Raw genomic sequence first — 21410 nt, 5'->3', positions numbered from 1 at the left:
AGGCAATGTCGCAATACCATACCTTCACGGCCAGCGATGCGGTGGCTTACGCACAACAATTTGGCGGGCTCGACGATCCGTCTGAGCTGGTGTCGGCGCAGGAGGTAGGCGACGGCAACCTCAATCTGGTGTTCAAAATTTTCGATGCTCAGGGCGTGAGCCGAATTATTGTTAAGCAGGCGCTGCCCTATGTGCGCTGCGTCGGCGAATCCTGGCCGCTGACCCTTGACCGCGCGCGCCTCGAAGCGCAGACCCTGGTCGCGCACTACCAACACAGCCCGCAACATACGGTACAAATTCTCCATTTCGATCCCGCCCTGGCGGTGATGGTGATGGAAGACCTGTCCGACCACCGTATCTGGCGCGGCGAGCTTATCGGCAATGTCTACTATCCGCAGGCGGCGCGCCAGTTGGGCGAGTATCTGGCGCAGGCGCTGTTCCACACCAGCGATTTCTATCTCCATCCGCATGAGAAAAAAGCGCAGGTGGCGCAATTTATCAATCCGGAAATGTGCGAGATCACCGAGGATCTGTTTTTTAACGATCCGTATCAGATCCACGAGCGCAATAACTATCCGGCGGAGCTGGAAGCAGAGGTTGCCGCCCTACGTGAGGACGCTCAGCTTAAGCTGGCGGTCGCGGCGCTGAAGCACCGCTTTTTCTCACAGGCCGAAGCCCTGCTGCACGGCGATATTCATAGTGGCTCCATCTTCGTCGCTGAAAATAGCCTTAAAGCCATCGATGCCGAATTTGGCTATTTCGGCCCTATCGGTTTTGACGTCGGCACCGCCATTGGCAACTTGCTGCTTAACTACTGTGGTCTGCCGGGCCATCTCGGCATTCGCGATGCCGCCGCCGCGCGCGAACAGCGGCTCAACGATATTCAGACCTTATGGCACACCTTCAGCGAGCGTTTCCAGGCGCTGGCGGCGGAGAAAACCCGCGATGCGGCGCTGGCCTGCCCCGGTTACGCCTCAGTATTCCTGAAAAAAGTATGGTGCGATGCCATTGGATTCTGTGGTACCGAACTGATACGCCGCAGCGTCGGGCTTTCACACGTCGCCGATATCGATTCGATTCAGGACACGGCCATGCGCCACGAATGTCTGCGCCACGCGATAACGCTCGGCAAAGCGCTGATCGTCATCGCCGAGCGTATCGATAGCGTGGACGAACTTATCGCCCGCGTACGCCAGTACAGTTAATCGCTTGATTATTTATGTTGGGCTTCCAGCGTGGCAAACCACGGGGCAATAAAATCTTCGGTCTGCCCCCAGCCAGGGATTATTTTCCCCAGCGACGCCACGTTGACCGCCCCCGGCTGCGCCGCCAGCAGCGCCTGCGGAATCGCCGCCGCCTTGAAATCGTAGGTAGCCGGGGTACTTTCCCCGGCAATTTTATTGGCGATCAAGCGGACGTTGGTGGCGCCGATGAGTTTCGGGTCGACCGCCACGCTAACCTTCCACGGACTACCGGCTTCCCGCATCAGCTGTAAATCCTGATTGGAAATATCGATGCTGTAGAGTTTGATTTCGCTACGGCCGTTTTCTTTCAGTGCCTTATAGGCTCCCTGGCTAAAGGCATCCCACGTGCCCCAGATGGCGTCAATTTTACCTTTGGGATACTTGGCCAGAATCGCGCCGACTTTGTTGGCGGTGTCGCCCTGCACGTCGGATGACACGGCGCCGATCGACTCCAGCTCTTTAATCCCCGGATTTTGTTTAAGCAGCGTCTGGTAGGCCGCCTGACGGCGCTCCATTGGCGGGAATCCTGCCACCCATAGCTTGATAATGTTGGCCTTGCCGTTGAAGTCTTTTACCAGTTGGCCAAAAGAGAGCTCGGTCAACGAGGCGTCATCCTGCTGGCTAACCGTCACGCCGGGGATAGTTCCCTGCACCGCGGTATCGAATACCGCCACTTTTATCCCGGCATCGACCGCTTTTTTCACCAGTGCGGTCGAGTAGGGATCGCGCCCCTGGGAAAGAATAATACCGTCGTATTTCTGGCTAATAGCCTGATTGACGAAGTCCTGGAATTTCGCGTCATCGCCGTTGCTCAGGAAGGTGCTAACTTTAAAACCGAGTTTTTTACCTTCCTGAATCGCCCCGGCGACAAACTGGGTGGTGTTATCGTCAGAACCGAGATTGCGAATCACCGCGATGCGGATCGGGCCATTATGCTCCGCGATCGCCGCCGGAACCGGCGTTGGGGTCTGCGCCAGCGCTGCCATCGACTGCAGCAGGCCCAGCGCCATGAGAGAAAGTGCTATCTTTTTCATTTTGTTTACCCTGTAAAATGTTAGGTACGGCGCTGAAAATAGGTCAGTGCCAGCGCGCCAGCCAGCACCAGCCCTTTAATAATGTCCATCGCGTAATACGGCACCGAGAGCATCACCAGGCCATTGGAAAGCACGCCGAGGATCACCGCTCCCACCAGCGTCCCCAACGCATTCGGTTTGCCGGAGCCCGCCAGCGAAAAGCCGATCCACGCCGCCGCGACCGCATCCATCAGGTAACCGCCGCCGGCGTTCACCTGGGAAGAGCCAATTCTTGATGCCAGTAAAATGCCGCCCAATCCGGCCAGTAGCGAAGCAATCACGTAGGCCGCTACTTTATAGCGCGTGATCCGCAACCCGGAGAGCCGCGCCGCCTCCGGATTACCACCGATGGCGTACATCCGCCGCCCGTGGGTGGTGAACGACAGCGCCAGCTGCGCGATTAGCGTTACCACCAGCATGATAATGACGATGGTCGGTACCTGCCCCAGCGCGCCAAATGCTGCCGGGATCGTGCCTTCGGCCATTTCGCCGCTCGGCAGCACCATGTTTTCGGTGATCGAGCCGCCGTAGCTGTAGGTCATCGCCACGCCCTGAATCACAAACAGGCTGGCAAGCGTGGCGAGCATGTCAGGAATGCGCAGCACTACGATCAGAAACGCGTTGAATAACCCCACCAGCGTACAGAGCGCGAGGGTGATCAGAATGGCTTCAGTGGTGTTCAGGCCGTGCCAGACAAACAACGAAATCACTAACGCATTCGCCAGCGACGCCGTCGACCCCACCGACAGATCAAAGCCGCCGATGGTGAGCGAAATCGACACCCCAATGGCAATCACCGTCACAATAGCGATGGAGCGCAGAATGTTGATGATGTTAAACGGGTCAAGAAAGTTATCCGAGGCTAAACCAAAGACGCCAACCAGCAGCACCACGGTCAGCAACATGCCCCATTTATAGAGAAAATCGAAAAATCGCTGACGGCCCGATACCGTCGCGTTGACTGCCAGGGCCTTGCTCACGCTGCCGCTCCTCCGGTGGAGTAATAAAGAATCGTCTCTTCCCGCGCCTCGGCGCCGGGAATTTCCGCCACAATGCGCCCATCCCACAGCACGCAGATGCGATCGCACAGGCCTACCAGCTCGGAAAATTCGCCGGAGGCGTAAATCACGCCCCGTCCTTCCCGCGCCAGGCCATCAATCAATTGAAACAGATCGGTTTTCGCTTTCACGTCCACCCCTTTCGTCGGTTCGTCGAAAATCAGCACGTTTGCACTGCCGCGCAGCCATTTGCCGATGGCCACTTTTTGCTGATTACCGCCGGAGAGACGGCGCAGCGTCTGCCCCGGCCCGGTGGCGCGCACGCCGATACGGGCAATAACCTCCTGCGCCCACCGCCACGCCTGCCGATGGCCGAACAGGCTCCAGCGCGAAAAGCTGTTATCGGCGCTGACCGCCAGATTCATGGCGATCGCCTCATCGATGAATATCCCCTCTTTGCGCCGCTCTTCCGGCACCAGCGCCAGGCCCTGGAGGACGGAATCAGCCGGGTCGCGCGGCCGCCACGGCCGGCCGTTAAGTTCGCCGTGGCGCAGGCGGCTTTTACTGGCGCCGAATAAGGCTTTGCAGAGTTCAGTTTTCCCCGCGCCTGCTAAGCCGGCGATACCGAGAATTTCCCCCTTATGCAGGCGTAGCGAGATATCCTGCAACAGCGCCTCGTCATGCAAACCCTCAACCTGCAACAGCACCTCTGCGCCGTGCGGCGGACGCGCAGGCGGGAAAATATCGCTCAGCTCGTGACCGAGCATTTTTTCGACGATCTGCTCGCCGCTGAGCTGCGCCATCGGGCCGCTTTCGATTAAACGGCCATCGCGCAGCACCGTCAGGGTGTCGCAAATCGCTTTGAGTTCATGAATACGGTGCGAAATAAAGACCACGCCGATCCCCTGCTGCTGCAGACGACGAACCACCGTAAATAAGCGTTCGCTTTCGTGCTGATCCAAGGGCGCGGTGGGTTCATCAAGAATCAAAAAACGGCAATGGTGCGACAGTGCGCGAGCCAGCAGAATTTGCTGCTTTTCGGCAAGGGTACAGCTATCGATTGAACGTCGAACATCCAGCGCAATATCAAGCTGCGCCAGCGCGTCGCGCGCCTGCTGACGCACATACGACCAGCGAAAAACCGCACCCGGCTCAGCCAGCCTGTCCAGCATGATATTTTCGGCAATGCTCAACCCCGGAACCAGCGCAACATCCACCTCTTGCTGTACCAGATGAATTCCCAGTTGCTTTGCATCGCGCGGCGAACGAATGCTAACCGGCTGGTTATTGATCACCACTTCGCCTTCGTAATCGGCATGCGTCCCGCACAACACCGCCATCAGCGTCGATTTGCCAGCGCCGTTGGCGCCGGTCAACGCATGCACCGTTCCGCCCTTAAGGGTAAACGCCACCTTGCTCAGCGCCTGAAAACCGGAAAAAGCCAGGCTAATGTTATGCATCTCAAGGCGATTCACGCTCATCACCCTCCCGGGGCAATTAATATTCTGATTTAACGAATTTTTCACAGCCGCCGATGCCTGACAACTGCGTAAAAAGCATAAGATAAAACCAAATAATATTAGCCATCTGGATGTCCAGACATAACATCAGGTTAGCCCAACACCTATAAGAACCGCTTCCCACCGGGGTAGCGCTTTAGCCTGCCGATGACGTTAACCCTGACGTTCTGCGCGCGGCGTTCGAGAAGGTGGAATACTTCAGCCGTTAATCACCCCGACCGTCTATACCTAATGATGATTCTCACCACTCTCGCAACGAGGTCATCATGCAGATCGATTTAACAGGTAAGAAGGCGCTGGTTACCGGCGCCAGCCGTGGGTTGGGTCGCGCTATTGCGCTGTCGCTGGCGCGCGCCGGCGCCGATGTGGTTATTACGTATGAAAAATCGGCCGATAAAGCCCAGGCGGTCGCCGATGAAATAAAGGCCCTGGGTCGGTACGGCGAAGCGGTGCAGGCCGACAGCGCCAGCGCGCAGGCCATTCAGGATGCCGTCACCCATGCGGCCCGGGCCCTCGGCGGACTGGATATTCTGGTCAACAACGCTGGCATCGCCCGCGGCGGTCCACTGGAATCCATGACGCTGGCGGACATTGACGCCCTTATCAACGTCAATATTCGTGGGGTGGTTATCGCCATCCAGGAAGCGCTGGTGCATATGTCCGATGGCGGACGGATCATCAACATCGGCAGCTGTCTGGCCAACCGCGTAGCCATGCCGGGTATCGCGGTTTACGCCATGACCAAGTCCGCCCTCAACTCCCTGACCCGTGGGCTGGCGCGTGATTTAGGCCCTCGCGGGATCACCGTTAACCTTGTCCATCCAGGGCCGACTAACAGCGATATGAACCCGGAGGATGGGGAACAGGCGGAAGCCCAGCGCCAGATGATTGCGGTCGGTCACTACGGCCAGCCGCAAGACATTGCCGCGGCGGTCACCTTCCTGGCCAGCCCGGCCGCCGGACAGATCTCCGGTACGGGGCTCGACGTGGATGGCGGCTTGAACGCCTGATCGCCTATTTTCTGCAAGCCTCTGTCGCCCGGCAGAGGCCTTCCCGCACCGCCTCGACGGGTTACGCTTTGCCTCTTACCTGCGTTTACAGATGGCAGAGATCGACGACGAAACCGACGACGCTCTGGAAGATATTGAAATCGAACACGATTGCTATGATGACGTAATGCTGTCAGGTGAAGTATGCGACGTGATGCATAAAGAAAATCAGCCTCTACTTACCGAAAGAAGGCTAGCAGCACTTCGCCCCGCCCTTACCGCCGTAGCGCGCGTCCTGGCGTTCGCGAAAGAACTCTTCATAGGTCATCGGCGTCCGATCCGGATGGGTCAGCCGCATATGCTCGACGTAGTTATCGTAATCCGGCACGCCGATCATCATCTTCGCCGCCTGGCCTAAATATTTTCCTGCTTTGGAAAGGGTGTCGAACATAATGAGTTTCTCGCTTATTTCTCTCACCCCAGCCCTCTCCCACAGGGAGAGGGAGGAGAAGAAAGGTAGGCCGGGTCAGCGCTAGCGCCTCCCGGCAAACAGGTTAATGCGCGCGCTTCGCCTGCGCCGTTAAGGTCTGCGCATCCGCGGGCATCGCTTCATACGGCGTCTCTTTCGCCGTCGGTTTATCCTCTTTCAGCGCCGCCAGCGCGGTTTTAATCGAGAACAGCGCCAGAACCACCACCACAATCATAAAGAAGATAGTCAGCCCGGCATCGAGACGGTTATTAAACACCAGCTGCGCCAGCTGCGATTCCGTATACTGCGGCGGAATGGTACCGCTGTCGATCATCGCCTGGAATTTATTGGCGATGGCCAGGAAGCCGACTTTGGTATCCGGACTAAACGATTTCTGCCAGCCGGCGGTCAGCGTACAAATCAGCAGCCAGCTTGTCGGCAGCAGCGCCACCCACGCATAGCGCTGGCGTTTCATCTTGAACAGTACCACCGCGCACAGCATTAGCGCCATCCCCGCCAGCATCTGGTTGGCGATACCGAACAGCGGCCACAGGGTATTAATACCGCCCAGCGGGTCAACCACCCCCTGATGCAGGAAGTAGCCCCACGCCAGGACGCACAGCGCGGTCGCCAGCAGGTTAGCCGGAAGCGAGCTGGTTTTTTTCAACCCGGGGCTAATCACGCCCAGCAGATCCTGCAGCATGAATCGCGCCGCGCGGGTGCCGGCATCAACCGCCGTCAGGATAAACAGCGCCTCAAACAGAATGGCGAAGTGGTACCAGAAAGAGACATCCATCAGCCCGCCCAGCGAGCCGTGCAGAATGTAAGCCATCCCCACCGCCAGCGTCGGCGCGCCGCCGGCGCGTGAAATGATCGACTGTTCGCCGACCTCACTGGCTATTTGATTCAGCGTATCCGGGGTAATGCTAAAGCCCCAGCCGCTCACTACCTGCGCCGCCGAGGCCACGACGTCAGTCGTCCCCGCCGGCGCCAGCACCGCCATCGGGCTGTTCATCGCGAAGTAGACGCCCGGATCGATAATACAGGCCGCCACCAGCGCCATAATCGCGACGAAGGATTCCATCAACATGCCGCCGTAGCCGATAAAGCAGGCCTGCCCTTCGTTGGCCAACATTTTCGGCGTGGTACCGGAGGAGATCAGCGCGTGGAAGCCGGAAACCGCGCCGCAGGCGATGGTGATAAACAGGAACGGGAACAGGTTGCCGGTCCATACCGGGCCGGTGCCGTCAACGAACTTCGTCAGCGCCGGCATGGTCAGCGTCGGGCGCATAATCAGGATGCCAATCGCCAGACCAACGATAGTGCCGATTTTCAGGAACGTGGAGAGATAGTCGCGCGGCGCCAGCAGCAGCCAGACCGGCAGTACCGCAGCAACAAAGCCGTAACCCACCAGAATCCACGTCAGCTGTACGCCGGTGTAATCAAACCACGGCGCCCAGGTCGGGCTTTCAGCCACCCAGCCGCCGGAAATGATCGCGAACACCAGCATCACCAGGCCTATCACCGACACCTCGCCGATGCGCCCCGGGCGCAGGTAGCGAATATAGATACCCATAAAAATCGCCAGCGGGATGGTAAAGGCGACGGTGTATGTCCCCCACGGACTGTGGGTCAATGCTTTCACCACGATCATCGCCAGTACCGCGAGGATGATCACCATGATCATAAAACAGGCCACCAGCGCCAGTACGCCAGCGGTCGGCCCCATCTCCTCTTTAACCAGTTCGCCAAGCGAACGGCCATCGCGACGGGTCGAAACAAACAGCACCATAAAGTCCTGCACGGCGCCGGCCAGCACCACGCCGGCGAGGATCCAGATCATCCCCGGCAGGTAGCCCATCTGCGCGGCAAGCACCGGCCCCACCAGCGGCCCTGCGCCGGCAATCGCGGCAAAATGGTGACCGAACAGCACTTTTTTATCGGTCGGTACATAATCGAGGCCGTCATTATGACGCACCGCCGGGGTCATTCGCGTTGGGTCAACGCCGAGGACGGTTTTGGCGATATACAGGCCGTAGAAACGATACGCGATCAGATAAACGCAGACCGCCGCGACGACAATCCACAGCGCGTTTATCTGCTCACCCCGGTTTAAGGCGATATAGCCGAGGGCAAAGGCTCCGATCACGGAGAGCAGTGTCCAGATGAGGTATTTCCCTGAATTATTCATTGTTGTGGTCCACCGGTAGGGTAATCAGGATGTTACAGTTTGTTTCTAGAACACAACGCAGAATTTAACAACTTCGAAACAGCGCGGATGATGCACCGCGGCGGAGATTTATCTCACATTGCTAGCGGGATCACTTAAGACAGGAAAATAAATGAAAGGATTACCGTGAACGTTGCCGTTTTTTTGTCGGGTGGCGGCCTCAAAACCCCCGGTGGCGCTACCGCTTACCGGGGCTACAGCGCTGTGCGATTTGCTAGCCCGGAGAAGGCGCAACGCGCCGCCCCGTGTACCACGAGGTTGCCAACCGATAACAGTCCGTAGCCCGGCTCAGCGCAGCGCAAGCCGGGGAAATAGCGGCTTCTTAGCCTAGCACCGCGGTACCCAGACGACAGGTGCAGCAGCGCCGCCCCCTTTCGTCATACACCACAATTTCCCAGCTCTGACTCTGGCGGCCAAGATGCAGCGGTCGGCATTCGCCTCGTACTTTCCCGCTGGAGACCGGACGATGGTGGCTAGCGTTAAGCTCGGTGCCCACCACGCACTGCCCATCCTCGGTCATCAGCCAACCGGCCATCGAGCCCAGCGTCTCCGCCAGCGCCGCGGAAGCGCCGCCGTGCAGCAGGCCAAACGGCTGATGCGTGCGCGCATCCACCGGCATCTCCGCCTCCAGCAGCCCCTCTTCCAGCCGGGTGTAGACGATGCCAAGATGCGCCACCATGGTGTTTTCGCTGCTGGCGTTCAATGCCGCAAGCGTGAGCTCTCGTTTCCAGGCCATTTACGCCCCCAGCGTCGAGCCGCCATCGACCACAATATCCTGCAGCGTGATATGGCTGGCGTGAGAAGAGGCGAGGAACAAAATGGTATTGGCGATCTCCTGCGGGCGGGCGATTTTACCCAGCGGGATGCCAAGCTTAAACTGCTCGCCAAATCCGCGGATCCGCTGCTGTTCCGCATCGTCATTGACCCACAGGGTACGTTGCATATCGGTATCGGTAGAGCCCGGCGACACCAGGTTGCAGCGTACGCCACTGCCTGCCAGCTCAAGCCCGACGGTTAACGCCAGGCTTTTCAGCGCCGCTTTCGAGGCGCCATAGGCGCTCATACCGATACGCGGCGTATGTGCGGCATCGGAAGCGACGGTGACGATCGCCCCGCCACGCTGACGACGGAACTGCGCCATCGTCTGCTGAAACAGATTAAACGCGCCGCCAACGTTCACCGCGAAGGTTTGCTGCCAGTCCTCCGCGCTCAGTTGATCGGTCGCGCCCATGCGCAGGATCCCGGCTGCATTCACCAGTACATCCAGTCGTTCGATGTCGTTGAGCAAACGCGCGCATACGTCGCGTACCTGGTCGGCATCGGCGACGTCCAGCGTTTCGGTGGCAAACGGGTAGCCTTCGCCGGTAAAGGCAAGGTCGAAACCGGTGACGTTGGCCCCGGCCTCGACGAAAGCCAACGCGGTGGCATAGCCAATACCTTTACCTGCGCCGGTCACCCACACGGTCTGACCGCGAAAATCCAGCGCCGCCATTATTTCACCTCGCGGGAGAGCAGCGCCCACCAGGCGTCGATGGTCGGATTCTTCGCCAGCATTACGAAGTCGATATCGCCGTGCACTTTGCGCCAGCGGGCGGCCAGCGCCATCATGCGCACCGAATCCAGGCCGTAGTCGATCAGGTTTTCATCATCCAGCGGTTCATCGGATTCGTCGAGCAGCGGCAGGATCAGCGCGCGCAGCGCCGCTTTGGAGGCCGGCAGCGGCAGCAGCTCTTCGGTCATTACCACGCGTCCGGAACGGCCGGCGACGTATTTCAGCGCCATCAGGTGTTCTTCGCGGCTGAAATCCGCCAGCGCGTCGGCGACAAAGAACGGTTTGATATCGCGCATAAAAGCATCTGTGGCGGTAGTCATGCAGCCGATATGGGCGTAAACGCCGGTGATGATCAGCTGGTCGCGGCCGGTCTCTTTCAGCATCTCTTCAAGCGGCGAGCGATGAAACGCGCTGTAGCGCCATTTCACCAGCACCGTATCCTGTTCATCCGGCGCCAGCGCGGCAATCACCTGCTGCTGTTCCGGCGAGCGGGTCAACCCCGGCCCCCACATATCATTCAGCAGGGCGCGGTCTTCATCGCTCTGCTCTTTCGGCTGGGCGGTGTAGTACACCGGAATACCGTTTTGTTTGCAGAAGTCGCGCAGGGCGGCGATATTAGCCACCACTTTCTCCATCATCGCGCTGTTTTCGCCCCAGAAGTTGAGGAAATACTCCTGCATATCGTGGATCAGCAGCGCGGCGCGCGACGGCTCAAAGGCCCAGTTAACTTTGTTCGCCGGGATATCTCTGGCTTCCGGCAGCGCGTAAGCCTGTAATTTAGGGATTGCCATTTTCTGTTCTCCTTCAGCCCAGCTTGCCTTCGGCCAGCCACTGACGTAATTGTTTTTTATCGACTTTGCCCACCGGCGTCAGCGGCAGCGCGGCAACGCACTCCACGCGATCCGGCAATTTAAATTCGGCCACGCCCTGCTCGCGCAGAAAGCGACGTACCGCAACGGCGCGCAGCGGCGAGGTCACCACCAGATAAGCGCAGCTCTTCTCGCCGAGCAGATTGTCTTCAATGCTGACCAACGCGGCGTGGATCACCGCCTCATGGCGCAGCAGCAGGTTTTCGATCTCTTCAGCGGCGATCTTCTCGCCGCCGCGGTTGATCTGATCTTTTTCCCGCCCCTGGACGGTGATATAGCCATCTTCATCGATCGAAATCAGATCGCCTGAGCAGTAAAATCCATCGGCATCAAAGGCTTCCGCGTTATGTTGCGGGCTGTTGTAGTAGCCGCGGAAGGTATAAGGACCGCGGGTCATCAGACGGCCCACTTCGCCGCGCGGCAGCGGGTTGCCATCGGCATCCGCTACCCACACTTCGTCGTCCGGGCACATCGGGCAACCCTGGGTGTTGATAATTCGCTGCGGGCTATCGTTGAGGCGGGTGTAGTTAACCAGCCCCTCGGCCATGCCGAACACCTGCTGCAGCTGGCAGCCGATTTCCGCCGGGATACGCGCGGCGAGCGTCGCGGACAGGCGCGCTCCGCCAACCTGCAACAGCTGCAGCGATTGCAGTTGCGCGTTGCCGCCCCATTCATGAATAGCCTGCAGCCACAGGCTGACCGCCGGCGGCACCAGAGAAGCGACGTTTATCTGATGCTTTTCAATCAGCGGGAAACAGAGCGTGGCGCTCGGGTCGGCGGCGAGGATCACCCGGCCGCCGGCAAGAAAGACGCCCAGTGAGCCCGGCGAGCTCATCGCATAGTTGTGCGCCGCTGGCAATGCGTTGAGATAGCGCGTATCGGCGTTAATACCGCAGATCTCGTTGCTGCGGCGGATACTGTAGTCGTAATCGTTGTGGGTACGCGGGATAAGCTTCGGCGTCCCGGTACTGCCGCCGGAGAGCTGGAAAAAAGCCACTTCGTCAGCCGGCGTCGGATTGGCGACAAAGTTATCCGCCGTACGGTTAATTTCCGTTGCCAGATCGCGTTCGCCGCCGTCGTTACGCAGCAGCGCGACGCGCAGCGAAGGATGCTCAGCGATAAAACCATTAAGGAAACTATCGTCAGCAAACAGCGCGTGCTCGCGATCGGCAATCAGCAGCACCGGTTTAATCTGCGCGGCATAGGCGTTGAGTTCGCTGCGCTGGTGGCTAAACAAGGCGTTAACCGGAGCGACGCCGATACGCAGCAGCGCAAAGAAGGTAATGTAAAACTCAGCGACGTTGCCAAGCTGCACCAGCGCGGTTTCTCCGCGCTTGAGTCCCTGATGCTGCAGGGAGGACGCGAGGTTATCCACCAGCTGGTTAAACTGGCGGTAGCTAATCTGCCGCTCGCCGTCGATAATCGCCACGGCGTCATTTTCCGCATGACGGGTAATCAGATTGGTTAACGGCAGATCCTGCCAATAACCTTTTTGACGATAGCGGGCCGCAAACTCTTCCGGCCAACGGGTAAATGCAATCATCCTTGCCTCTTAATTCAAGCCAAATACGTTGAGCATGGTGGTCAGTTTGACGCCGGTTTCACGCCATTCGCCCAGTGGCGAAGAGGCCGGGACGATACCCGCGCCGGCAAACAGGCGCAGCGAGCGTTGATGCAGGCGCGCGCAGCGGATAGTCACCACCCATTCGCCGTTGCCTTCGTCGTCGCACCAGCCGACGATGCCGCCAAACAGCTGGCGATCGAAGGGTTCGAGCTCGGCTATCAGCCGCTTTGCCACCTGATGCGGGAAGCCGCTCAGCGCCGGAGTCGGATGCAGCAGACAGGCCAGCGACATGGCGTTCTCTTCCGCCAGCGCCGTACCTTCGATCGGCGTCGCCAGATGCCAGAGCGTCGGGGTGGTAATCAGCTGCGGCGATTCCGGTAGTGACAGCTGGCTGCTGCGCGGGCCAAGCACGCTCTTCATCGCCTGCGTGACCAGATCATGCTCATGGCGATCTTTGCCCGACGCCAGCAGCTTGTTGCCCGCTTCCCGATCCAGCACATCGTCAGGCTGGCGGCGGGCGGAGCCGGCCAGCGGCAGCGAACTGAAGTGCAGCCCTTCTTTACGCAACAGCAGTTCCGGACTGGCGCCCAGCAGTACCCCGCCGTCTGACAGCGGGACATGGAAGTTAAAGCTCGCCGGGTTCTGGGCGATCAGCCGTTCCAGCAGCGCGCCGCTATCGACCCGGTCGCGGGTAGTGATATCAATCAGCCTGGAGAGCACCACTTTGTCGACTTCGGGAGTCGCCGTCAGCGCGGCGGCGCGTTCTACCATCGCCAGAAACGCGTCCTGCTCCGGGATCTCCTGACGATCGACAACATCCATCGCCTTGAGCGGCGCCGCGTAACGCGCGGACTGTTGTTTGTCGGTACGGGAGAAAGATTCCCAGCGTTCGGGGATATAGAGTTCGGAAGGCTGATTGGTGTCGAACGGGATCGCCCCGACCATGACCGGCTTGCGGATCCCCGCCGCGCGGGCTTCGGCAAATGCGGCCGCCATTTTCTGCTGAAACTCGCCGTTCAGCGAATCCCCACCGACTGCAGGTTGGGAAAAACGGCTAAAACAGCCGGTGGTACTGAAGCTGCGGTACGGCGACATAAAGAAGAAGCTTTGCGGCGACAGGGTCTGCGTTTTTTCCTGTACATCCTCAGCCAGTGACGTTTCCATATCATCCTCCAAAAACGATAAAGATATTAAGAATAATTATCATTTATATTTTTGTTGGCTAACCTAAAAGGTATTGCTCTCCTTGTCAACCGCACAAACAGCAGGTTATGCGACTTAAACTTGCATCCGGGTTACACAAAGTTGAAAATGAGACGTATTTACTACAACTGACTCAGGATGCGAATTCGTGAATTTTGCCACTTTTTGCCGTCGTACTTTACTCGCCTGCGGGCTGTGCCTTTTAGGAATTACCTCAGCGCTGGCGGCGGACTGGCCGCGTCAGATCACCGACAGTCGCGGTACCCATACGCTGGAAAGCCAGCCGCTGCGCATAGTCTCGACCAGCGTCACCCTCACCGGTTCGTTGCTGGCTATTGATGCGCCGGTGGTCGCCAGCGGCGCGACCACGCCGAATAACCGCGTGGCCGATGCGCAGGGCTTTCTGCGCCAGTGGGGCGATATCGCTAAAAAGCGCAAACTAGCGCGACTGTATATTGGCGAACCCAGCGCCGAAGCGGTAGCGGCGCAGATGCCGGATCTGATCCTGATTAGCGCCACCGGCGGCGATTCCGCGCTGGCGCTGTACGACCAGCTTTCGACTATCGCGCCGACCCTTATCATCAACTACGACGATAAAAGCTGGCAGACGCTTCTAACCCAATTGGGACATATTACCGGTCATGAAAAGCAGGCGGACGCGCGCATTGCCGAGTTCAATAAACAGCTCGTTTCGTTAAAAGAGAAACTGAAGTTGCCGCCGCAGCCGGTCACCGCGCTGGTTTATACCGCCGCGGCGCATAGCGCCAATATCTGGACGCCGGAATCAGCGCAGGGTCAGATGCTGGAACAGTTAGGCTTTAAGCTGGCGACACTGCCGGGTGGTCTGCACGCCAGCCAGAGCCAGGGTAAGCGTCACGATATCGTGCAGTTGGGCGGCGAAAACCTGGCCGCCGGAATTAACGGCGAAAGCCTGTTCCTGTTCGCCGGCGACGAGAAAGACGCCGGGGCAATTTACGCCAATCCGCTACTGGCGCATTTGCCAGCCGTTGCCACAAAGCGCGTTTATCCGCTGGGGACGGAAACCTTCCGTCTTGACTATTACAGCGCCATGCTGGTGCTACAACGTTTATCGGCGCTCTTTGCCTGATTCTCTTCCCGGCCCTTGGGCCGGGATCTCATTTCACATCATCAACTACATCATCCTTTTGTTATAAAAGATTTTTTTATTACCTTCCCCACTTGAGACCTCATCGGCGCCTCACGCGAATCATCATCGTTTGAGGTGTTGTTTTGTGATTAGCCATCGCCGCCGCGTTCCTCGAATATCTGCCCCACACCACTTGAGGTGGACATTCAACTCATAAGGAAATTACCGTGACGACAAGCAAATTGATCAAGGGCGATACCCTGACCGAAACCAGTAACGCTGCAGATGGTTTTAACCCGGCAACGGAAGTCAGCAACTATAGCTATACTTCAGACCGCGTCGCCAAGCCGGTTTATAACAAATACAAAAGTTCAACCACTAAACCAAAGGTATTCGGTTACTACACCGACTGGTCTCAATACGATGGCCGCCTGCAGGGCAGCGATGCGAAAGATAACCGCGGTCGCGGCTATGACCTGACTAACGTCTCCCCTACCGCTTACGATAAAATCATCGTTGGCTTCGTCGGCGTAACCGGTTTCCATAAAGTAGACGGCCTGTGGCGAGACGTGGTGGCCGAAGGGGCTGAGCAGTGCGGCAAAGTGCAGTACGAACCGACCTTCCTTGACCCGTGGGGCGACTTCCAGTCCTACGTTAACGTCGGCCACAGCGTCAGCGGCTGGGATGTCGATCCGAAAACCGTCACCCAAACCAATACCAAAGGCCTGCTCGGCGGCCTGCGTGACCTGCAGGCGAAAGCCAAGCAGCAGGGGCACAACCTGGTGCTGTCGATGAGCATCGGCGGCTGGAGTATGAGTAACGGTTTCCATGAAACCGCGGCATCTGATTCCTCGCGTAAAGTCTTCGCCAAAGGCGTGGTGAAACTGTTCAAACAGTTCCCGATGTTCAGCGAAGTGGATATCGACTGGGAATACCCGAACGCCGAAGGCGCCGGTAACCCATACGGCCCGGAAGATGGCGATAATTACGCCCTGCTGATTGGTGAACTGCGTAAACAGCTCGATTCCGCCGGCCTGAGCGATGTCAAAATCTCCATTGCCAGCTCCGCGGTAGTAAAAACGTTTGGTTATTCCAACGTCAAAGCGCTGATGAATGCCGGTCTGTACGGCATCAACGTCATGACCTATGACTTCTTCGGCACCCCGTGGGCGGAAAGCATCACCCACCACACCAACCTGAAAGCCATTGAGCAAGGCGACTGGGCGATTAACACCATTGTTGAACACCTGCTGGCGGAAGGTTTCCCGGCTGAGCGCATCAACATCGGTTACGCCGGCTATACCCGTAACGGCCGCAATGCCGAGCTGGAATCGCTGTCGCCGCTGAAAGGCACCTATAACCCGGGTAACGGCACCACTGTCGGTACATTTGAATCCGGCACCAACGAATGGTATGACGTGATTTATAACTACCTGGACCTGGAAAACCAGAAAGGCCGTAACGGCTTCAACGTCTACACCGACCAGGTAGCTGATGCTGACTTCCTCTACAACCCGGAATCCAAACTCTTCATGTCGCTGGATACCCCGCGCACCGTCAAAGCCAAAGGCGAATACGCTGCCAGCCTGGGGCTGGGCGGTCTGTTTACCTGGACTATTGACCATGATAACGGCGTGCTGGTTAACGCCGCCCGTGAAGGTCTGGGGTATGAAATCGCTTCTGAAGTTATCGATATGGACCCGTTCTATTTCGAAGGCATCAACGTTGTGCCTGCTGATGAACAGGATGACGATAAGTCAGAAGATGAGCCAACCGAACCGACGGTAAACCATGCTCCGGAAGCGGCGATTGAAATGATGGTCGTAGGCGGCTCCCGCGTTCGCCTGTCCGGTGAAAAATCATCTGATGAAGATAGCGACGAGCTGAGCTACAGCTGGGGCGTGCCGGCAGCGATTGATGTCGCTGATAAAACCGCCGCGGTCATTGAGTTCGACGTACCGGAAGTCACCGCGGACACTGAATTTACTTTCACGCTGTTCGTTCGCGATACCTGGGGTGAACCGTCAACCCAGCAGCGCTTTATCCTCTCCGTGGTCGTGGCTTCCCAGAATGGCCAGAGCGATGACAAGCCAGCCGATGAGCCGGCTGATGAACCGACTGACGACGAAAAAGATGCCGATGACGTGCCGGCAAAGGATGATGACGTTGTTCCTTCGGACGATGCCGCCGCGCCTTACCCGCAGTGGAATGCCAATACCGTTTATGGCGGTAACTGGGGTACCTTTGAAACCGTGAGCTGGAAAGGCCATAACTACCAGGTGAAATGGTGGTCTCAGGGCAACCAGCCGGACCTGAACTGCGGCCAGTTCGACGTCTGGAAAGATCTCGGCGCGTACTAAGTGTTATAAGTGAAGCCAGGCCCCGGAGTAATCCGGGGCCTTTTTGCTATTGTTGCATTTAACTTTCGCTGATCATCTCCGGACGCTGAAAACGACGTAGCTCGCGCAATAAGCCAACCAGTAATATTCCCACAATCACCAGCGCCCAGCCGCTGGCGCTGGCCGAAGCCACCGGGGTCATTACCGCCCCTAATCCCCCCAGCAGCGCCGCGCCAATAGCATCGCCGGTCACGTTCTGCGCGGTCCACAGGCCATTAATGCGCCCCAGCATATTTTCCGGCGTTTGCGTCTGAATCAGCGTGTACTGCAGCAGCGAACTTATCGCGCTCAGCCAACCAAACAGCGCCAGACAGAGCGCGCCCAGCGCCCAGAACGGCATCACGCTGAATAGCGCAATCGCCACAAACGACCCCACCGTTGTCGTCAACATCAACGCCCCCGGCCTGGCGGTATGCGCCAGTTGTCCGCTGGTTAACGCTCCCAGCGCCGCGCCAAGCGGAATGGCGGCGTACAACAGGCCAATCTGCGAATTTGACATCTGCCAGCCCTCCGCCAGCGCCGGATAAAGCACCCGCACCGCGCTGGCCATCGTCAACAGGCCACCGAGCAGCGCAATACCGCCAATAAGCGGGCTATTAAAGAGAAATTTAAGCCCCGCCAGCAGAGATTTCAGCGGATGCTCGCGCGGCTGCGGCGGCGGAGGCAGCAGCGGCAGACGCAGCAGCGTCAGGGTGGTAATGAACGTCCCCGCCGCCGCCAGGCCGTAGTTCCAGGCCACGCCACCGGTCGCCAGCAGCAACCCGCCGATCATCGGCGATATCACCGAACCGAGACGCACGGTCAACATGGTGATCGCCCCGGCTTGCATCAGGTTTTCGCGGCCCACCAACGCCGGCGTCGCCGCCAGCAGCGCGGTCACCCCTAAGGAGGCGAAGAAGCCATCCCAAATCCCCAGCAGGTAAATGGCCGCCAGCGAGGGTTCCGGCAGCATGGCGTTCAGGCACAGGCCGACGAAGCCCACGCCGCAGGTGCCACGCGCCAGCAGGATCAGGTGTTTGCGCTCATAACGGTCGGCCAGCACGCCGCCAACCATCAGCCCAACGAACATCGAACAACCGGTCAGCATTACCGACAGTCCGACCTGCCAGGTCGAGTGGGTCATTGTCTGGATTTGAACCGGGATCGCCACGCCGAGCAGGCCAAGCGACAGGATCGAGATAAAGCGAGCGATAAAGACGGCGCGGAACGCCGGATGGGTGCGCAGGAGGCTGACATCAAGCAGCCGGGAAGGTCGATTCATGCAAGGGCCTTGTCGTTATTTTTCATACCATTTTTATGGTTTCTCATGGTAACATACCTGAATAAAATCGATAACGATAATTACTATCATTATCATATCAGGGATTTGAACTATGTCGTCTTCTACGACCACGGTGCGCGCCGTCGCCGTGCCGGGTCTCTTGTTACTTTTGGCTCTTGCGATTGCGCTCAGCCTGCTTATCGGCGCCAAACCGTTGCCGCCTTCTGTGATTGTCGATGCCTTTTCCGGCAGTTGTCAGAGCGCCGACTGCACCATCGTACTGGATGCCCGCCTGCCGCGTACGCTGGCCGGATTGCTGGCCGGCTGCGCGCTTGGTCTCGCCGGCGCGCTAATGCAAACCCTCACCCGTAACCCGTTGGCCGACCCGGGCCTGCTCGGCGTCAACTCCGGCGCCAGCTTCGCCATCGTGCTCGGCGCGGCGCTGTTCGGCATAACATCGCCGCAGGAGCAGTTGCTGATGGCCTTCTGCGGCGCCTTCGCCGCGTCGCTACTGGTCGCGTTTACCGGCAGCCAGGGCGGCGGCCAGCTTAGCCCGGTGCGCCTGACCCTCGCGGGCGTGGCGCTGGCGGCGGTACTGGAAGGTTTATCTAACGGCATCGCCCTGCTCAACCCGGACGTGTATGACCAGCTGCGCTTCTGGCAGGCCGGCTCGCTGGATATTCGCACCCTGCAAACGCTGAAAATCGTCCTGCTACCGGTGCTGATTGCCGCCGTGGTAACCCTGCTTCTTAGCCGGGCGCTGAACAGCCTGAGCCTCGGCGCCGACACCGCCACCGCGCTCGGTAGCCGGGTCGCGCGTACCCAATTGATCGGCCTGCTGGCGATCACCGTCCTGTGCGGCAGCGCGACGGCGCTGGTCGGCCCTATCGCCTTTATCGGCCTGATGATGCCGCATATGGCGCGCTGGCTGGTGGGGGCGGATCACCGCTGGTCATTGCCGGTTACGCTGCTCGCCACCCCTGCCCTGTTGCTGTTTGCCGACGTGATTGGCCGCCTGTTGGTGCCTGGTGAACTGCGCGTTTCGGTGGTCAGCGCCTTTATCGGCGCGCCGGTGCTGATCTGGCTGGTTCGCCGTCAGCCGCGAGGAGGTGCGCTGTGATAGCTCCCTCCCGCCGCCTGATTTTCTGCTGCCTGCTGCTGATTTCCGCCAGTTTGCTGGTGTCCCTGTTCGGTCTGGGTAATGGCCTGGTGCCGCTCAGCACTGAACAGGTGGTTTCCGCGCTACTCGGTGACGCGCCGCGCAACGTCAGCATGGTGGTCACCGAATGGCGACTGCCGCGCGTGCTGATGGCGCTGCTGATCGGCGCCGGGCTTGGCGTCAGCGGCGCCATTTTTCAGTCATTGATGCGTAATCCGCTGGGTAGCCCGGACGTAATGGGTTTCAACACCGGCGCCTGGAGCGGCGTGCTGGTAGCGATGGTGATGTTCGGCCAGAACCTAACCGCCATCGCGCTGGCGGCGATGCTCGGCGGCGTGCTGACCTCGCTGGTGGTGTGGCTACTGGCGTGGCGCAACGGCATAGAAACCTTCCGCCTGATCATTATCGGCATCGGCGTGCGCGCCATGCTGGTGGCATTCAATACCTGGCTGCTGCTGCGCGCGTCGCTTGAGACCGCCCTTTCCGCCGGATTGTGGAATGCCGGTTCGCTCAACGGCCTGACGTGGGGCAAAACCTGGCCTTCGGCGCCGCTTATCCTGTTGATGTTGGCGTGCAGCGCCCTACTGGCGCGGCGGATGCGGCTGCTGGAGATGGGCGACGATACCGCCTGCGCGCTGGGGGTTCGAGTCGAACGTTCGCGCCTGCTGCTGATGCTGGTAGCGGTGTTGCTGACCGCTTCCGCCACCGCGCTGGCCGGGCCTATTTCTTTCGTCGCGCTGGTCGCGCCGCATATCGCCCGGCGGATAAGCGGCACCGCGCGCTGGGGGTTAACCCAGTCGGCGCTGTGCGGCGCGCTGCTGCTGGCGCTGGCCGATTACTGCGCTCAGCGCCTGTTCATGCCTTATCAGTTACCGGTCGGGGTGGTCACCGTCAGCCTTGGCGGTATCTACCTCATCGCGTTATTAATTCAGGAGTCCCGCAAAAAATGACCGCTGTCACCTCCCGTTTGCGCGGCGACCAGTTGACCCTGGCCTACGGTAAAAAGACCATCGCCGAATCGCTGAACGTCACAATTCCTGACGGCCATTTTACGGCGATTATCGGCCCCAACGGCTGCGGTAAATCGACCCTGCTGCGCACCCTCAGCCGCCTGATGACTCCGTCCAGCGGACACGTTTATCTCGACGGCGAACAGATCCAACGCTACGCCAGCAAAGAGGTGGCGAAGCGGATCGGTCTGCTGGCGCAGAATGCCACCACGCCCGGCGATATCACCGTACAGGAGCTGGTGGCGCGCGGGCGCTATCCGCACCAGCCGATGTTTACCCGTTGGCGTAAAGAGGACGAAGCAGCGGTAAATAACGCGATGCGGGCGACGGGTATTGTCGACCTCGCGCTGCAGAGCGTGGATACCCTCTCCGGCGGCCAGCGCCAGCGGGCGTGGATTGCGATGGTACTGGCGCAGGAGACGGCGATTATGCTGCTTGATGAGCCGACGACCTGGCTTGATATCAGCCATCAGATCGACCTGCTGGAGCTGTTAAGCGAGCTGAATCGCGAGAAGGGATATACGCTGGCGGCGGTACTGCACGATCTCAATCAGGCCTGTCGCTACGCCACCCATCTGATCGCCCTGCGCGACGGTAAGATCGTCGCCGAAGGCGCGCCGAAAGAGATCGTCACGGCGGATCTGATTGAGCGTATCTACGGCCTGCGCTGCACGATCATCGAGGATCCGGTGGCGCATACGCCGCTGGTGGTGCCGCTGGGACGCCGATAATCTTTTCTTTACCATCGCATCCCCGGCTTGC

18 protein-coding genes are annotated in these 21410 nt (G+C 59.1%); 7 read left to right on the top strand and 11 right to left on the bottom strand.

Going from position 1 to position 21410, the window contains the following annotated elements:
- Positions 1-5: 5 nt before the first annotated feature.
- Positions 6-1205: an S-methyl-5-thioribose kinase gene (gene mtnK, locus AC22LX_RS15170; RefSeq protein WP_045392911.1), complete on the top strand. Its 1200-nt coding sequence runs from the start codon at positions 6-8 to the stop codon at positions 1203-1205.
- Between the two features lie 8 nt (positions 1206-1213).
- Here the strand turns inward: mtnK and AC22LX_RS15165 are convergent, their stop codons facing one another.
- The 3 genes from AC22LX_RS15165 to AC22LX_RS15155 are packed head-to-tail and all read right to left on the bottom strand — an operon-like array spanning position 1214 to position 4796.
- Positions 1214-2278: a sugar ABC transporter substrate-binding protein gene (locus AC22LX_RS15165; RefSeq protein ID WP_045392908.1), complete on the bottom strand. Its 1065-nt coding sequence runs from the start codon at positions 2276-2278 to the stop codon at positions 1214-1216.
- A gap of 20 nt (positions 2279-2298) precedes the next feature.
- Positions 2299-3297 carry an ABC transporter permease gene (locus AC22LX_RS15160; RefSeq protein ID WP_032714059.1) on the bottom strand — a complete coding sequence of 333 codons (999 nt, stop codon included), beginning with the start codon at positions 3295-3297 and terminating at the stop codon, positions 2299-2301.
- Complete coding sequence (locus AC22LX_RS15155) at positions 3294-4796, bottom strand: sugar ABC transporter ATP-binding protein (protein WP_045392905.1); 1503 nt, start codon at positions 4794-4796, stop codon at positions 3294-3296. Before AC22LX_RS15155 ends, AC22LX_RS15160 begins: the two co-directional genes overlap by 4 nt.
- A 305-nt stretch (positions 4797-5101) precedes the next feature.
- Between AC22LX_RS15155 and AC22LX_RS15150 the strand changes: the two genes are divergently transcribed.
- The gene (locus AC22LX_RS15150) at positions 5102-5845 is read left to right on the top strand and encodes an SDR family NAD(P)-dependent oxidoreductase (protein WP_045392902.1); all 744 of its coding nucleotides are present in this window, start codon (positions 5102-5104) and stop codon (positions 5843-5845) included.
- A 232-nt stretch (positions 5846-6077) separates the two neighbouring features.
- Here the strand turns inward: AC22LX_RS15150 and AC22LX_RS15145 are convergent, their stop codons facing one another.
- The 7 genes from AC22LX_RS15145 to entC form a co-directional block, all read right to left on the bottom strand.
- Positions 6078-6275, bottom strand: a complete 198-nt coding sequence (locus AC22LX_RS15145; protein ID WP_045392899.1) for a YbdD/YjiX family protein — start codon at positions 6273-6275, stop codon at positions 6078-6080.
- A gap of 103 nt (positions 6276-6378) precedes the next feature.
- Positions 6379-8484, bottom strand: a complete 2106-nt coding sequence (cstA, locus tag AC22LX_RS15140; protein WP_047049343.1) for a pyruvate/proton symporter CstA — start codon at positions 8482-8484, stop codon at positions 6379-6381.
- Between the two features lie 361 nt (positions 8485-8845).
- Complete coding sequence (gene entH, locus AC22LX_RS15135; protein ID WP_047049345.1) at positions 8846-9259, bottom strand: proofreading thioesterase EntH; 414 nt, start codon at positions 9257-9259, stop codon at positions 8846-8848.
- The gene (entA, locus tag AC22LX_RS15130; protein WP_045392892.1) at positions 9260-10015 is read right to left on the bottom strand and encodes a 2,3-dihydro-2,3-dihydroxybenzoate dehydrogenase EntA; all 756 of its coding nucleotides are present in this window, start codon (positions 10013-10015) and stop codon (positions 9260-9262) included.
- Entirely contained in the window at positions 10015-10866 is an 852-nt protein-coding gene (gene entB / locus AC22LX_RS15125; protein ID WP_487334070.1) for an enterobactin biosynthesis bifunctional isochorismatase/aryl carrier protein EntB, read from the bottom strand. The genes entA and entB overlap by 1 nt, the downstream gene beginning before the upstream one ends.
- A gap of 13 nt (positions 10867-10879) precedes the next feature.
- Positions 10880-12487 (bottom strand): (2,3-dihydroxybenzoyl)adenylate synthase EntE, encoded by a 1608-nt coding sequence (entE, locus tag AC22LX_RS15120; protein WP_045392886.1) that lies wholly within the window; start codon positions 12485-12487, stop codon positions 10880-10882.
- A 9-nt stretch (positions 12488-12496) separates the two neighbouring features.
- Positions 12497-13672: an isochorismate synthase EntC gene (entC, locus tag AC22LX_RS15115; protein WP_045392884.1), complete on the bottom strand. Its 1176-nt coding sequence runs from the start codon at positions 13670-13672 to the stop codon at positions 12497-12499.
- A 187-nt stretch (positions 13673-13859) separates the two neighbouring features.
- On the opposite strand from entC, the gene fepB reads away from it, so the two are divergent.
- Positions 13860-14819, top strand: coding sequence for a Fe2+-enterobactin ABC transporter substrate-binding protein (gene fepB, locus AC22LX_RS15110; RefSeq protein ID WP_487334069.1), 960 nt, complete (start codon positions 13860-13862; stop codon positions 14817-14819).
- Positions 14820-15046: 227 nt separating this feature from the next.
- On the top strand, positions 15047-17179 hold the full coding sequence (locus tag AC22LX_RS15105) for a glycoside hydrolase family 18 protein (protein WP_487334068.1): 2133 nt from the start codon (positions 15047-15049) through the stop codon (positions 17177-17179).
- A gap of 58 nt (positions 17180-17237) precedes the next feature.
- Here the strand turns inward: AC22LX_RS15105 and entS are convergent, their stop codons facing one another.
- Complete coding sequence (gene entS, locus AC22LX_RS15100) at positions 17238-18479, bottom strand: enterobactin transporter EntS (protein ID WP_063447444.1); 1242 nt, start codon at positions 18477-18479, stop codon at positions 17238-17240.
- A gap of 112 nt (positions 18480-18591) precedes the next feature.
- Here entS and fepD point away from each other — a divergent pair, with 112 nt between their 5' ends.
- Genes fepD through fepC form a run of 3 tightly spaced genes read left to right on the top strand, consistent with a single transcriptional unit; the run spans position 18592 to position 21379 of the window.
- Complete coding sequence (fepD, locus tag AC22LX_RS15095; protein WP_487334067.1) at positions 18592-19599, top strand: Fe(3+)-siderophore ABC transporter permease; 1008 nt, start codon at positions 18592-18594, stop codon at positions 19597-19599.
- A complete protein-coding gene (gene fepG, locus AC22LX_RS15090) occupies positions 19596-20588 on the top strand; it encodes an iron-enterobactin ABC transporter permease (protein ID WP_045392865.1) in 993 nt (330 codons plus the stop codon). The genes fepD and fepG overlap by 4 nt, the downstream gene beginning before the upstream one ends.
- Positions 20585-21379 carry an iron-enterobactin ABC transporter ATP-binding protein gene (fepC, locus tag AC22LX_RS15085; protein ID WP_045381376.1) on the top strand — a complete coding sequence of 265 codons (795 nt, stop codon included), beginning with the start codon at positions 20585-20587 and terminating at the stop codon, positions 21377-21379. Before fepG ends, fepC begins: the two co-directional genes overlap by 4 nt.
- Positions 21380-21410 lie beyond the last annotated feature (31 nt).

The organism is Klebsiella sp. PK01, assembly GCF_057624675.1.
The sequence above is the reverse complement of the archived record's forward strand: the minus strand, read 5'-3'. Positions and strand labels throughout refer to the sequence as shown.